Consider the following 13362-nt stretch of genomic DNA (forward strand, 5'->3'; position numbering starts at 1 on the left):
ATGCCACCCACAAGGGGTGGCGCTACAACGTCGACGACCACGCTAGCGTCGTGGGCGGTTAAGGTGGGGCGGGCGACTCGGGCACGTCGGAGCCCGAACCGCCTTAACCGCCCACGACGCGGGGCTAGAAGGTTTTTAGCCAAAATAGGATTGATGCCCACGATAAGATGCCATTCATCAAACGTCACTTACCGGAAATGCTACGTGCAGCGAATGCCACCCACAAGGGGTGGCGCTACGGGGGCGCTACGAGATATTGATCACGACAACATATCAGACCAGATCGCCCTAGCCCAACTCATCGCATCGCGCCCCTCACCCTCGCTGGGCTCCACCGACAGCCCCCCCGCCCCCGGCACCGTCAGCATCGTCTTTTGCCCCGCATCGTAACGATGCACCGTCGACACATGCATCGCCTGCGACGCCGTCACGAAGCTATAACACGTATTCGCGTAAATCGGCAGCGGATTCACCTCTTGCTGCGTCAACAAAGCCACCAACGCCGCCGCGCACGTCTTCCCGTGCTGATTGGCCATGTGCCCCGCCTTGGGCATCACAGGCGCTATCTGAATCGAATCGCCCAAGACATGCACCCCCGCGGCCACACGCGACTCAAAGGTCAGAAAATCCACCTCGCACCAACGGCCGTTCGCCGTTGCCAACCCCGACTTGACGGCGATCCCGCCCGCCCGCATCGGCGGCAACAAATTCAACACATCGGCGGACTCTTCCTCGCCAAACTCGAAAATCACCTTCTTCTTCGCGGCGTCCACATCGACCGCCCTGAACTCCGGCGTGTACTCGATCATGCCCGGATAAAACTTCTTCCAGGCCGCCTTGAACAAGGCGCCCTTCGAAGTCACATCCGCATTCGCGTCGAAGACATGCACCTTGGCGCGCGGCTTGTGCTTCTTGAAATACGACGCCACCAGGCACGCCCGCTCATAAGGCGCCGGAGGACAACGATAAGGAGCCTCCGGAATGGCAATGATAAAACGCCCCCCATCGGGCATCGCTTCCAGCTGACGGCGCAAGGCTACGGTCTGCGGGCCCGCCTTCCACGCATGCAGAATCCGCTCATGCGCGCCGGGACTCGCCATGCCCGGAATTTTCTCCCACATAAAATCGATTCCCGGCGAAACAATGAGCCGGTCGTAAGCAATACCGACGCCGCTCTTCAATACGACCCGGCGCCCTCCCGCGTCGATGCGCTCGACCGTATCGCGCACCCACTTCACGCCATGGCGACGCTGCAGATCTTCATACGATACCGTGACATCGCCTATGGATAATGCCCCCTCGAGAACCAGATTGGACATCGGGCACGACACAAAGTCGGGGTTGGGCTCGACCAGCGTCACGCGGATGCGGCCCCCGCTCCACACGCGCAAATAACGGGCCGCCGTTGCCCCGCCGTAACCCCCGCCTATCACGACCACGTGACCGGCGGAGCCTTCGGCGCCCAGGCAAAGGCCCGGAACGGCAAGGGCCGCGCAGCCGCCCAGGCTGCTCAAGAACGCACGCCGTTTCATTGTGCGGCCTCCGGCTTCAAGTTCGCGTACCACTGCGCGATCTGCGCCACCGTTTTGCCGTCGTAGCCTTTGGCGATCTGCTGCATCACATCGCCCGGCGCGTTGCCCTGCGCATACGCCCGCATTTTCTGTTCGATTTCGCCTGCCGGCCGGCCCGCCAGCATGGGAATGGTCGAACCCTCGACCGGCGCACCCGCTCCATGACAGGTCACGCACGACGAAGCCCAACTCGCAGCCTGGCGCGCTGCCAGGGTCTGATCGGCGCAGGCATTGGCCATCGACAGCGTCGCGCCGACGCCCAGCAACGCGCAAAACAGCCACCGCGCTTCAAGACGCGGCCCCTCCGACAAGATCACGTTTTTGTTGCGGAAAGGAGCTGTTGGGCTGCGCATAGATCATCCCGCGTGTTGACATTGAAAAAAACATTTGCGTCTGGCGAGAATTCCACCGCAACCGCCTGATTAAGTTGTTGCCACTGCTGGACCTTGCGCCCTCCCATCCGCAAAAAATCGCACAGGCTGGAATACATATCCCGGTGCAGCAACATGCATAAAGGCTGCGGCCCACCGGCGCAGGCGTACGCTATGGGGGCCTGGGCTTCAAGTACCGCCTTCGCCAGACGTTCGATCAAATCGTCGGGCAGCAAAACCACATCAACCGGCGCCACCACGAGCCACGGCGTTTCGATTTGCGCCAGGGCGCTGGCTACACCCGCCAATGGCCCCAGGTTTTCGCCCAGCGCGGGATCATCGACCAGCACCCGCCCGTAGCGCGCGTACACATCAAGTTCGCGGTTGGCATTGACCCAGACCTGCGTCACCCGTGGCTCCAGGTAGCGGCGCATTCGCGCCACCAGGGGCTCGCCGCCGATTTCGACCAAGCCCTTATCGACCAAGGGCCGGCCGGGCAACTGCATGCGCCGGGCCTGGCCCCCCGCCAGAATCAGGCCGGTGATTTGATGGCACCCACGAGGGGTGCCGCTACAACAAGACGAATCGCTGCAACAGGAGGCGTTGCTACAACTTGAGGCGTCGCTGCAACATGGGGTTCCGCCATAGCAAGCCAGCTGATCCGTCATCCGCCGATATAACTCATTTCTATTTTTTTCTGCTGCGTCGTCGCGTGGCCGCGCAGTTCGGAATAATGGTCGTCACGCGCGCCCCATATCGACGCCAGACGTGCCACCAGTACATCGTCGCCGGCGCCGCTGCGCACGATGGCGCGCAAGTCGTGGCCGGCCGAGGCGAACAGACACAAAAACAATTGACCTTCGGGCGACAGCCGGGCACGCGTGCAATCACCGCAAAAAGGTTGCGATACGCTGGTGATCACGCCGATTTCGCCCGCCTGATCGACATAGCGCCAGCGCCCCGCGACTTCGCCGCGATACTGCGCCGGCACCGGCTCGAGAGGAAATTCGGCGCCGATTTTTTTCAATATCTCGGCGCCCGTCAGAACCTCTTCGAGATTCCAGCCGTTGGTCGTGCCCACATCCATGAATTCAATAAAGCGCAAGACATGGCCAGAGTGGCGGAAATGGCGCGCCATCGGAACGAGCTGATCGTCGTTGACGCCTTTTTTGACCACCATATTGACTTTGACCGGACGAAAACCCACCCGCGCCGCTTCATCTATGCCGCGCAAAACGGTTTTAACGTTGACCTTGCTGTCGCTCATGCGCTCGAACAAACGTTCATCGAGCGCATCGAGACTGACCGTGACGCGAGTCAGCCCGGCATCCTTCAGGGACTGGGCCTTTTTCGCCAGCAAGGTGCCATTGGTGGTCAGCGTCAGGTCGACCGAAGCGCCATCGGGCGTGCGCAACTGCGCGAGCATTTCGATGAGCGCTTCGATATTCTTGCGCAACAGGGGCTCGCCGCCGGTCAGGCGGATTTTTTGTACGCCCAGGCCAACGCTCACTCGGGCAATACGCGCAATTTCTTCGAAGCTGAGCAAGTCCGCGTGCGGCATGAATTTATAGCTGCCGCCAAACACTTCGCGCGGCATACAGTAGGTGCAGCGAAAATTGCAGCGGTCCGTGACCGAGATGCGCAAGTCGTGCAGCGGCCTGCGCCGCATATCCAGCAAAGGCTGCCCCGGCACGAACACCGGCGGGGTCGCGTCGCGTCGATCAGTAAGTGAAATGACTTGGCTCATCGTTTAATCATAAACCGTCTATCTCAAGCGCGCTTGGGCTGAGGAAATTTGCGGCCGAATGCATCGTGCAGCGTCTGCACCTGCCCCAGGGAGGTCGCGTTGTACCCAACCAGTTCAGACATATAACGCTGATACGCCGAGCTGTACATCAGCGTAAAGAGCTCATCCATCAAGGGCGTCGACAAGCTGTCGCGATGTACGGCAAAAAAATAACGTTCTTTGACTAAGGGGATAAACGACAAGCCGCTGCGCCAGGCCGCCGTTTCCACCCCGATCCCGACATCGGCCATGCCGCTGGCAATATGCGCGGCGATCGCCATGTGGGTGAATTCGCTATTGTCGTAGCCGCGTATCTGCGACGTTTCGATATCCAACGTCTTGAGCATCAGGTTCAGCAAGTTTCGAGTGCTGGAACCGATTTGCCGGTTCACAAAGCGTACCTCGGGATGCACCAGATCGGTCAGTGTATGAATGGCCTTGGGATTATCGGCCTGCACAAACAAACCCATGTTGCGCACGGCCAGATGAATCAGCCGGTGCTTGTCCGGATCAAGCCACTGGCCATACTCCCGCAAAAAAGACGCTTCGAATTCGCCTTCAGGCACCTCAAACCCCGCCAGATCGCACTCGCCCCGCTGCAGCGAAGCCAAGGCTTCGACCGCCGTGCGATAGCGCAGCTCCAGCGGCGACGTATCGAGACGATTGACAATGGTCATCAATCCTTCGATGGCAAAACCATGACTTGCATGCAACCTTAAGCGGGCGTGGCCTTCGGGACACAATTCTTCCAGTTCCTGCTGCAACTCCGAAGCCATGCTTTCAAAGGCCGGCATCAAGCGCGCCTCGACACGCCGGTCGGCCCATAACAGGCGCTGGCCGAACGCCGTCAGCTTGGTGCCCTGCCGACGGTTGGTTTCCAGCAATGAGGCGCCAAATTCTTTTTCAGCATTGCGCAATACTCCCCACGCATGCCGATACGACACGCCGCAAGCACGGCACGCCCCGGCAATATGGCCCGTGGTGTCGATTGCCGCCAGCAAACGCACCGTCTCACCCAACGCCAAATTTTCTCCATCCGGTTTTTCAAGCACCCACTGAGAGTCGAGATGAACCTTAAAACTGCATGTCATTTTTCCTCCGATACCCTGTGCAACCCAGGCCGTCACACCGAAATTTGAGCCATTTAATAAGTAATTAAATGCATATTAATAGCAAGAAGTCCTAATAGAACCAAGGGTTGTCCCTAGGGCGGCACTTATTTTATAGGCTATTTATTTCTTATTGAAGTAATTTCGGTTAGCTAGTATCTTTCAAAAATATCGTGTCCAAGGACTGCCCCATGCCAACCCTGCCAAACCCTGTTCAAGACAGGCCTTCAGAACTCCTAATCCAACAGGCTGCGCAACAGGCACTCGCGCGATACGAGGGGCAGGCGGGCAGCCTGCTACCCATTCTGCACGCCATCCAGGACGCCCTGGGCTATATTCCGGACACCGCGGTTCCGACCTTGGTCGAGGCCCTGCAATTGTCCCGTGCGGAAATTCACGGCGTGATTCAGTTCTACGCTCATTTTCGCGATCAGCCCGCAGCCCCTGTCGTGCTCGAGGTATGCCGCGCCGAATCCTGTCAGGCCATGGGTGCAGAGCATCTTGCCCAACACGCCAGGGAACACCTGGGCTGCGATTTTCACGGATCGAGCGCCAATGGCAAAGTCACGCTCGAACCGGTGTACTGCCTGGGCCTGTGCGCCCAGTCGCCCGCAGTCATGATCGATGGCGAGCCCTACGCCCGCATGACCCCGGCCAAGCTCGACGAGTTGCTGCACGCCAAGGGGTATGAAGCATGACTCAGGCCGTGAAGATATTCGTCCCCAAAGATACCGCCGCCATCGCTGTCGGCGCCAACGCGGTCGCGCGGGCTATCGAACAAGAGGCCGCACGCCGCAGCCTGGCCGTCGAACTCGTACGCAACGGCTCGCGCGGCCTGCTCTGGCTCGAGACCCTGGTCGAAGTACAAACCCCCCAGGGGCGTTTCGCCTACGGTCCGGTCCAGGCCGATGATGTGGCAGGCCTGTTCGACGCCGGCTGGCTGGAAGGCAAGACCCACGCGCTGGGCCACGGGCTCACCGAAGAGATCCCGTACCTCAAGAACCAGGAACGGCTCACCTTCGCCAGGGTTGGCATCACCGACCCGCAAAGCCTGTCCGACTACCAGGCCCTGGGCGGCTTTGCCGGGCTCAAACGCGCGCTGGACATGGCGCCCAAGGACATTGTCGAAGAGGTCATCGGCTCGGGCCTGCGCGGCCGCGGCGGCGCCGCCTTCCCTACCGGCGTCAAATGGAAAACCGTGCTGGCCGCGTCAGCCGAACAAAAATACATCGTGTGCAATGCCGACGAAGGCGACTCGGGCACTTTTTCAGACCGCATGCTGATGGAAGGCGATCCGTACGCGCTGATCGAAGGCATGACCATTGCGGGGCTGGCCGTCGGCGCCACCTACGGCTACATCTACGTACGCTCCGAATACCCCTATGCCATTGCCACCTTGAACGAGGCCATTGACCACGCGCGCGCCGCCCAATGGCTGGGTTTGGGCGTGGGCGGCAGCCACCATCGCTTCGATCTTGAAGTGCGCAAGGCCGCGGGCGCCTACATCTGCGGCGAAGAAACATCGCTGCTCGAAAGCCTCGAAGGCAAGCGCGGCGTGGTGCGCGCCAAGCCGCCGCTGCCCGCCGTCAAAGGCCTGTTTGGCCGGCCTACCGTCATCAACAACGTCATTTCATTGGCATCGGTACCCATTATTCTTGCCAAAGGCGCCGCGTTTTACCGCGACTACGGCATGGGCAAATCCAAGGGAACGCTGCCCTTCCAGCTAGCCGGCAACATCAAGCAGGGCGGTCTGGTGGAAAAGGCCTTCGGGATCAGCCTGCGCGAACTGCTCTACGACTATGGCGCGGGCAGCGCATCGGGGCGCCCCCTGCGCGCGGTACAGGTGGGTGGCCCGTTGGGCGCCTACCTGCCCGAATCGCAATGGGATGTGCCGCTGGACTACGAAGCCTATCTGGCTATTTCGGCCATGCTCGGACACGGCGGCATCGTGGCCTTCGACGACAGCGTCGACATGTCCGAAATGGCGCAGTACGCCATGGAATTCTGTTCCATCGAATCCTGCGGCAAGTGCACGCCCTGTCGCATCGGTGCCGTGCGCGGCACCGAAGTCATCGCCAAAATCAGACGCAACGAACACCGCGAGGAACAGGTCGATTTGCTGCGCGACCTGTGCGACACCATGCTGGCGGGATCTTTGTGCGCCCTGGGCGGCATGACGCCTTATCCGGTCCTGTCGGCGCTGGAACACTTTCCAGAAGATTTCGGCACGGCCGCCCACCCCACATCGACCCAGAAAGTCGCCTGATCCCGGAGCACATTATGTTGGAAACCGTTGTTAAACGCGACCGCGACATGGGCACTCCCGCACGCACCAGCACCGAAATGGTCAGCCTGACCATCGACGGCACGCTGGTCGAGGTGCCGGCCGGCACCTCTGTCATGCGCGCCGCCGCCGAAGCCGGCATCAACATCCCCAAACTATGCGCCACCGACAGCCTTGAAGCTTTCGGTTCGTGCCGCCTGTGCCTGGTGCAAATCGAAAACCGGCGCGGCTACCCGGCTTCGTGCACCACGCCGGTCGAAGCCGGCATGGTGGTGTGGACCGAAACCCCCAAGCTCCATGAATTGCGCCGCAACGTCATGGAGCTTTATATTTCCGACCATCCGCTGGACTGTCTCACCTGCCCATCCAATGGCGACTGCGAGCTGCAGGACATGGCGGGCGTCGTGGGCTTGCGCAACGTGCGCTACGGACGGGATGGCGCCAACCACCATCACGACCCGGTCGATGAATCGAACCCGTACTTTACGTACGACCCATCGACCTGCATTATGTGCAGCCGCTGCATACGCGCCTGTGATGAAACACAGGGCACTTTCGCCCTGACGATTGCCGGCATGGGCTTCGGCTCGCGCGTTGTCGCCGGGCAAAACGATTCGTTCCTGGAAAGCGATTGCGTATCGTGCGGCGCCTGTGTGCAGGCCTGCCCCACTTCGGCCCTGACCGAAAAATCCATTATCGACATGGGCCAGGCCGAGCATTCCATCCTGACCACCTGTGCCTACTGCGGCGTGGGCTGCACCTTCAAGGCCGAGATGAAAGGCGACCAGGTCGTGCGCATGGTGCCCTGGAAAGACGGCCAGGCCAACCGCGGCCATTCGTGTGTAAAGGGGCGTTTTGCCTGGAGCTACGCCACTCACGCAGACCGCATTCTGAAACCCATGATACGCAGCAAGATCACCGACCCCTGGCGCGAAGTCAGCTGGGAAGAAGCGATCGGCTATGCCGCTTCCGAGATTAAGCGCATCCAGGCCAAATACGGCCGCGATTCCGTCGGCGGCATTACCTCTTCGCGCTGCACCAACGAAGAAACCTGGCTGGTGCAAAAACTGGTGCGCGCGGCTTTCGGCACCAACAACGTCGACACCTGCGGCCGGGTGTGCCACTCGCCAACCGGCTACGGCTTGAAGACCACGATAGGTGAATCGGCCGGAACCCAGGCATTCGATTCCGTCATGTTCACCGATGTGGTCATTCTTCTGGGCGCCAATCCAAGCGCCGCGCACCCGGTATTTGCCTCGCGCCTGAAACGCCGCCTGCGCGAAGGCGCCAAGCTTATCGTGATCGATCCGCGGGCCACTGAACTGGTCAACGCGCCGCACGTCAAGGCCGACTATCACCTGCCCGTGCGGCCCGGCACCAACGCCGCCATTTTGACGGCCCTGGCGCATGTCATTGCCACCGAAGGCCTGATCGACGAAGCTTTCGTCGCCGCGCGTTGCGAACTCAAGGCGTTTGAAGAGTGGCGCGATTTTGTGTCGTTGCCCGAAAACTCGCCCGAAGCCACGCAATCCATCACCGGCGTGCGCGCCGAAGACGTACGCGGCGCGGCGCGCCTGTATGCCACCGGCGGCAACGGGTCCATTTACTACGGCCTGGGCGTAACGGAACACAGTCAGGGTTCGACGGCCGTCATGGCCATCGCCAACCTGGCCATGGCCACCGGCAACATCGGCCGCGAGGGCGTGGGGGTCAACCCCTTGCGCGGCCAGAACAACGTACAAGGCTCCTGCGATATGGGCTCGTTCCCGCATGAACTGCCCGGCTACCGCCATGTGTCCAACGACGCGGTGCGCCACGAGTTCGAACAGGACTGGGGCGTTTCCATCCAATCCGAACCGGGGCTGCGCATCCCGAATATGTTCGATGCCGCGATCGACGGTACATTCAAAGCTTTGTATTGCCAGGGCGAGGACATTGTTCAGTCCGATCCGAATACGCAGCACGTCGCGCACGCGCTCGAATCCATGGAATGCATCATTATCCAGGACATGTTCCTTAACGAAACCGCGAAATACGCCCACGTCTTCCTGCCCGGTTCATCATTCCTTGAGAAAGACGGCACGTTCACCAATGGCGAGCGGCGGGTCGGCCGGGTGCGCACCGTCATGGCCCCCAAAGGCGGCATGGCCGACTGGGAAGTCACCTGCGCCTTGTCCAACGCCCTGGGATACCCCATGCATTACGGGCACCCCAGCGAAATCATGGAAGAAATCGCCCGCCTGACGCCTACCTTCGCCGGCGTCACGTTCAAGAAAATCGACGAACTGGGCAGCCTGCAGTGGCCATGCAATGCCGACGCGCCCGACGGCACGCCGGTCATGCACGTCGACGAATTCGTGCGTGGCAAGGGTAAATTCATGATTACCAAATATGTGCCCAGCGATGAACGCAGCACGCGCAAATTCCCATTGCTTCTGACGACCGGGCGCATTCTGTCGCAATATAACGCCGGCACGCAGACCCGCCGCACGCCCAACGTGCTGTGGCACGCCGAAGATGTGCTTGAAATACATCCCGCCGACGCTGAAGATCGCGGCATAAAAGAAGGCGATTGGGTGGCCATTCAAAGCCGCGCGGGTGAAACGGTGCTGCGCGCCACCATCACCGAACGGGTGCAGCCCGGCGTGGTCTACACCACCTTCCACTTCCCCGAATCGGGCGCCAACGTGGTCACCACCGACAGCACCGACTGGGCAACCGACTGCCCCGAATACAAGGTCACCGCGGTACAGGCCCGCAAAGTCACGCAAGCCTCCGACTGGCAGGCCGGATGGTCGCGCTTTAGCGGCGAGCAGGAACAGTTGCTGCAAGAGCGCGAACGCGCCGCCAGTGAATAAGCGATATTCATGCAAACAGCCCACAACACCTTCGCCGCCCCGCCCCCGCCTTCACCGGGCACGGGGCGGCGCTCGGCAAAGGTATTGCGCAGCAGCCCGCAGACGAGCGGGCGCGGCGAATCCGACGAGCTTGCCGAAGAGGTGGCCGTGGCGCTGGAATACAACGGCATCAGCTACGCCGCGCTGCTGGCCACCCCTTGCGATCTTTCGGACCTGGCCTACGGCTTTTCACTGACCGAAGGCGTTATCCGTGGGGCACGAGACATCTACGAACTCGATGTCGCGCAACACCCGGGCGGTTTTGTGGTCCAGGTAACGATCGCCAGCGCCTGCCTGGATCAGCTCAAGCGTCGGCGGCGCACCCTCGCCGGGCGCACCGGCTGTGGCCTTTGCGGCATCGAAAGCCTGGACGAAGTGGAACGCCATCTGCCCGCGCTCGCGCCCCCTGCGAACCCGATTTCACCGGCGGCGATTTCGCAGGCGGTCGAGCAATTGCGCGCTCTGCAACCCCTGCATCTTGCCACCGGAGCCACGCATGCTGCCGGCTGGGCCAACCCGCAAGGCCATATCGAACATGTGCGCGAAGACGTGGGGCGGCACAACGCGCTGGACAAACTGATAGGGCATTTGTTGCGCCACGCGATCGACACCACGCAAGGATTCGCGGTGATCTCCAGCCGTGCCAGTTTCGAGATGGTGCAAAAGGCCGCTGCCGCAGGCATATCGGCGGTCGTTGCCGTTTCGGCCCCCACAACGTATGCCGTGCAAATGGCCAACGACCTTAATGTTTTGCTGGCGGGGTTTGCGCGCAACAAGCTGTTTACCGTATACGCCCATCCTGAATATCTGCGCAATGACGGAGGACTTTCTTGAATATCGATCACTTAATCCGCTTGGCCAACCGTATCGGCGATTTCTTCGAATCGCTCCCCGACCACAAAGAGGGCATAGAGGGAATCGCCAACCACATTCAAAAATTCTGGGCGCCACGCATGCGGATCGCCCTGCTCGATTTTCTGGACGGTCACCCCGATGGGCGTACGTCCGACGCGGCACTAAGCGCCATCACGCTTGAGGCCATCCTGCAAAACAAGCAACGATTAACCCCAAAAGGAGCAAACTGACCGACTTTTCGTACCTCGCTCAACCTTGCTGATTTCCGTTTATCCCAAACCATAACAAAGGCAACAAGGAGACAACATGAGTTCCAACACAACAGACCACGGCTTTTTTAGTAAAGAACGCATCACTGCCAAACCGGGCTTTAACCGCTGGATGATCCCCCCAGCCGCCCTGGCGGTCCATCTGTGCATCGGCCAGGCCTATGCATTTTCGGTATTCAACAACCCCATGACCCGGCTCATAGGCATCGACAAATCGGCGCCCGGCGACTGGAGCCTGGCCACCCTGGGCTGGATATTCAGCCTGGCCATTACTTTTCTTGGCCTTTCGGCCGCCTTCGCCGGCAAGTGGCTCGAAGATGTAGGCCCGCGCAAAGCCATGTTTGCCGCGGCCTGCTGCTTCGGCGGCGGTTTCATGCTGGGCGCGCTGGGCATTGCCTGGCATCAGCTCTGGCTGGTGTATTTAGGTTACGGCGTCATCGGCGGCATGGGCTTGGGTATAGGCTATGTCTCCCCCGTCTCGACCCTGATCAAGTGGTTTCCAGATAGGCGCGGAATGGCCACCGGCATGGCGATTATGGGGTTCGGCGGCGGCGCATTTATTGCCTCTCCGCTATCGGTCGCCCTTATGCAGCATTTTCGCTCTCCCACGTCCATGGGTGTGGCCCAAACCTTTGTCGTGCTGGGCATTTTGTACTTCATCTCCATGAACATCGGAGCTCTCGCCATCCGTATTCCGGCCCCTGACTGGAAACCCGATGGCTGGACGCCACCGGTCAAGCAGAACGCACTGATCAGCCGCAACCATGTGCATATCGATCAGGCCATGAAAACGCCGCAATTCTGGCTGGTCTGGTGGGCGCTGTGCCTGAACGTGACGGGCGGCATCGGCGTCATCGGACAGGCCTCGGTCATGATCCAGGAAAGCTTCAAGGGCCACATCACGCCGGCCGCGGCTGCGGGTTTTGTGGGCTTGCTATCCTTGGCCAATATGCTGGGACGATTCTTCTGGTCGTCGGCCTCGGACTATATAGGTCGCAAAAACACCTACTACATTTTCCTGGCCCTGGGCGCCCTCCTGTTCTTCCTGGTTCCGGGGGTGGGAGCCGCCGGCAATGTCGCCCTGTTTGTCTTGTTCTACATCATCATCATTTCGATGTACGGCGGCGGTTTCTCAACGGTGCCCGCGTATCTGGCCGACTTGTTCGGCACACGTTATGTGGGAGGTATCCACGGCCGCTTGCTGACCGCCTGGGCCGCAGGAGGCATCTTCGGGCCCGTGCTGGTCAATTACATTCGCCAATACCAGGTAGCGCACGGCGTGCCGCCCGCGGCAGCCTATACCGACACCATGTATATCATGGCCGTGCTGCTCATCATCGGCTTCATATGCAACTACTTCGTTCGCCCGGTTTCACAGCACCATCATATGACCAGCGAACAACTGAGCTTCGACCAACAACCGGCAATGGCAGCCAAATAAACCTGGGAGACAAAACATGGAACAACGCAGCATTGCCTCGTCCGCGACACCCAGCACCACATCGCCGGTATTGCTTGTCATTTTCTGGCTATACGTAGGCATCCCGCTCGTCATCGGCGTATGGGAAACCCTGCTTAAAGCCGCCGCCCTGTTCAAGTAAGACCAGGCGAACCCTCTTGTAGCGGCACCCCTTGTGGGTGCCATTCTGGCAAAAAAAAGAATGGCACCCACAAGGGGTGCCGCTACATGTGCCACAGTTGCCGTAGGGGCGACCCTCGTGGTCGCCCATTTATTTATACTATTCGGTTTCTTTGACGCGATAGACCAGAACAGCGCTTTTCGCCAGGCCCAGCACCTTGACCGTAACGCTGCCCAGCAACAGACGTGACCAGCCGCTGCGGCCATGGCTGCCTATGAAAATCAGGTCGCATTTTTCTTCTTCGCTGGCTTGCACCAGGCCATCGGCGACATTGAAATTGGACACCGCCTTGCCTGTCGCCTTGACGCCGGCCGTTTCAGCCCGGTCAAGGACGGCTTTCAAGTATTTCTTGGCCTGCTCGGCCGCCGTCTTCTCGTAATCTTCATCGGTAATGGCATAAGCGGCCGCCATGCCGTCAAAACCCACGGTTGCCGCAAAAGGCTGGGTCACATACAACGCGACCACCTCGGCGCCAATCTGACGAGCAAAACACACGCCTTTGTTCGCCGCTTGCGCTGACAGCGTGGAGCCATCGGTAGGGATCAGGATCTTCTTGAACATGGTGGTTGCTCCGATTTGA

The 13362-nt window shown here is 60.3% G+C and carries 13 protein-coding genes; 7 read left to right on the top strand and 6 right to left on the bottom strand.

Going from position 1 to position 13362, the window contains the following annotated elements:
* Positions 1 to 260 precede the first annotated feature (260 nt).
* The 5 genes from EDC26_RS00435 to EDC26_RS00455 form a co-directional block, all read right to left on the bottom strand.
* The gene (locus EDC26_RS00435) at positions 261 to 1532 is read right to left on the bottom strand and encodes an NAD(P)/FAD-dependent oxidoreductase (protein ID WP_132579305.1); all 1272 of its coding nucleotides are present in this window, start codon (positions 1530 to 1532) and stop codon (positions 261 to 263) included.
* Positions 1529 to 1924, bottom strand: coding sequence for a c-type cytochrome (locus EDC26_RS00440; RefSeq protein WP_132579306.1), 396 nt, complete (start codon positions 1922 to 1924; stop codon positions 1529 to 1531). Before EDC26_RS00440 ends, EDC26_RS00435 begins: the two co-directional genes overlap by 4 nt.
* Positions 1885 to 2487, bottom strand: coding sequence for a molybdenum cofactor guanylyltransferase MobA (gene mobA / locus EDC26_RS00445; protein ID WP_279432673.1), 603 nt, complete (start codon positions 2485 to 2487; stop codon positions 1885 to 1887). The genes EDC26_RS00440 and mobA overlap by 40 nt, the downstream gene beginning before the upstream one ends.
* 119 nt (positions 2488 to 2606) lie before the next feature.
* A complete protein-coding gene (gene moaA / locus EDC26_RS00450; RefSeq protein WP_132579308.1) occupies positions 2607 to 3689 on the bottom strand; it encodes a GTP 3',8-cyclase MoaA in 1083 nt (360 codons plus the stop codon).
* 23 nt (positions 3690 to 3712) lie between these two features.
* Positions 3713 to 4819: a substrate-binding domain-containing protein gene (locus EDC26_RS00455; RefSeq protein ID WP_132579309.1), complete on the bottom strand. Its 1107-nt coding sequence runs from the start codon at positions 4817 to 4819 to the stop codon at positions 3713 to 3715.
* A gap of 209 nt (positions 4820 to 5028) precedes the next feature.
* Here EDC26_RS00455 and EDC26_RS00460 point away from each other — a divergent pair, with 209 nt between their 5' ends.
* From EDC26_RS00460 to EDC26_RS00490, 7 genes are all read left to right on the top strand, one after another.
* Positions 5029 to 5535, top strand: a complete 507-nt coding sequence (locus tag EDC26_RS00460; RefSeq protein ID WP_132579310.1) for a formate dehydrogenase subunit gamma — start codon at positions 5029 to 5031, stop codon at positions 5533 to 5535.
* On the top strand, positions 5532 to 7103 hold the full coding sequence (locus tag EDC26_RS00465; RefSeq protein ID WP_132579311.1) for a formate dehydrogenase beta subunit: 1572 nt from the start codon (positions 5532 to 5534) through the stop codon (positions 7101 to 7103). Before EDC26_RS00460 ends, EDC26_RS00465 begins: the two co-directional genes overlap by 4 nt.
* 14 nt (positions 7104 to 7117) lie before the next feature.
* Positions 7118 to 9979, top strand: coding sequence for a formate dehydrogenase subunit alpha (gene fdhF, locus EDC26_RS00470; protein WP_132579312.1), 2862 nt, complete (start codon positions 7118 to 7120; stop codon positions 9977 to 9979).
* Between the two features lie 9 nt (positions 9980 to 9988).
* Complete coding sequence (gene fdhD / locus EDC26_RS00475; RefSeq protein WP_132579313.1) at positions 9989 to 10852, top strand: formate dehydrogenase accessory sulfurtransferase FdhD; 864 nt, start codon at positions 9989 to 9991, stop codon at positions 10850 to 10852.
* Positions 10849 to 11103 carry a formate dehydrogenase subunit delta gene (locus EDC26_RS00480; RefSeq protein WP_132579314.1) on the top strand — a complete coding sequence of 85 codons (255 nt, stop codon included), beginning with the start codon at positions 10849 to 10851 and terminating at the stop codon, positions 11101 to 11103. The genes fdhD and EDC26_RS00480 overlap by 4 nt, the downstream gene beginning before the upstream one ends.
* A 76-nt stretch (positions 11104 to 11179) precedes the next feature.
* Positions 11180 to 12583, top strand: coding sequence for an L-lactate MFS transporter (locus tag EDC26_RS00485; RefSeq protein ID WP_132579315.1), 1404 nt, complete (start codon positions 11180 to 11182; stop codon positions 12581 to 12583).
* 16 nt (positions 12584 to 12599) lie between these two features.
* The gene (locus tag EDC26_RS00490; protein WP_132579316.1) at positions 12600 to 12743 is read left to right on the top strand and encodes an MFS transporter small subunit; all 144 of its coding nucleotides are present in this window, start codon (positions 12600 to 12602) and stop codon (positions 12741 to 12743) included.
* 138 nt (positions 12744 to 12881) lie between these two features.
* Here EDC26_RS00490 and EDC26_RS00495 read toward each other — a convergent pair whose 3' ends face one another.
* Positions 12882 to 13343, bottom strand: coding sequence for a universal stress protein (locus EDC26_RS00495; RefSeq protein ID WP_132579634.1), 462 nt, complete (start codon positions 13341 to 13343; stop codon positions 12882 to 12884).
* Between the last annotated feature and the right edge of the window lie 19 nt (positions 13344 to 13362).

It is taken from the genome of Paralcaligenes ureilyticus (assembly GCF_004346225.1).
GTDB classification, from domain to species: Bacteria; Pseudomonadota; Gammaproteobacteria; order Burkholderiales; family Burkholderiaceae_B; genus Paralcaligenes; species Paralcaligenes ureilyticus.

Bases quoted from the DNA above. Each gene is read 5' to 3' on its own strand.
- EDC26_RS00435 (WP_132579305.1), bottom strand. From the start codon at position 1,532: ATGAAACGGCGTGCGTTCTTGAGCAGCCTGGGCGGCTGCGCGGCCCTT.
- EDC26_RS00440 (WP_132579306.1), bottom strand. From the start codon at position 1,924: ATGCGCAGCCCAACAGCTCCTTTCCGCAACAAAAACGTGATCTTGTCG.
- moaA (WP_132579308.1), bottom strand. From the start codon at position 3,689: ATGAGCCAAGTCATTTCACTTACTGATCGACGCGACGCGACCCCGCCG.
- EDC26_RS00455 (WP_132579309.1), bottom strand. From the start codon at position 4,819: ATGACATGCAGTTTTAAGGTTCATCTCGACTCTCAGTGGGTGCTTGAA.
- EDC26_RS00460 (WP_132579310.1), top strand. From the start codon at position 5,029: ATGCCAACCCTGCCAAACCCTGTTCAAGACAGGCCTTCAGAACTCCTA.
- EDC26_RS00465 (WP_132579311.1), top strand. From the start codon at position 5,532: ATGACTCAGGCCGTGAAGATATTCGTCCCCAAAGATACCGCCGCCATC.
- fdhF (WP_132579312.1), top strand. From the start codon at position 7,118: ATGTTGGAAACCGTTGTTAAACGCGACCGCGACATGGGCACTCCCGCA.
- fdhD (WP_132579313.1), top strand. From the start codon at position 9,989: ATGCAAACAGCCCACAACACCTTCGCCGCCCCGCCCCCGCCTTCACCG.
- EDC26_RS00485 (WP_132579315.1), top strand. From the start codon at position 11,180: ATGAGTTCCAACACAACAGACCACGGCTTTTTTAGTAAAGAACGCATC.
- EDC26_RS00490 (WP_132579316.1), top strand. From the start codon at position 12,600: ATGGAACAACGCAGCATTGCCTCGTCCGCGACACCCAGCACCACATCG.
- EDC26_RS00495 (WP_132579634.1), bottom strand. From the start codon at position 13,343: ATGTTCAAGAAGATCCTGATCCCTACCGATGGCTCCACGCTGTCAGCG.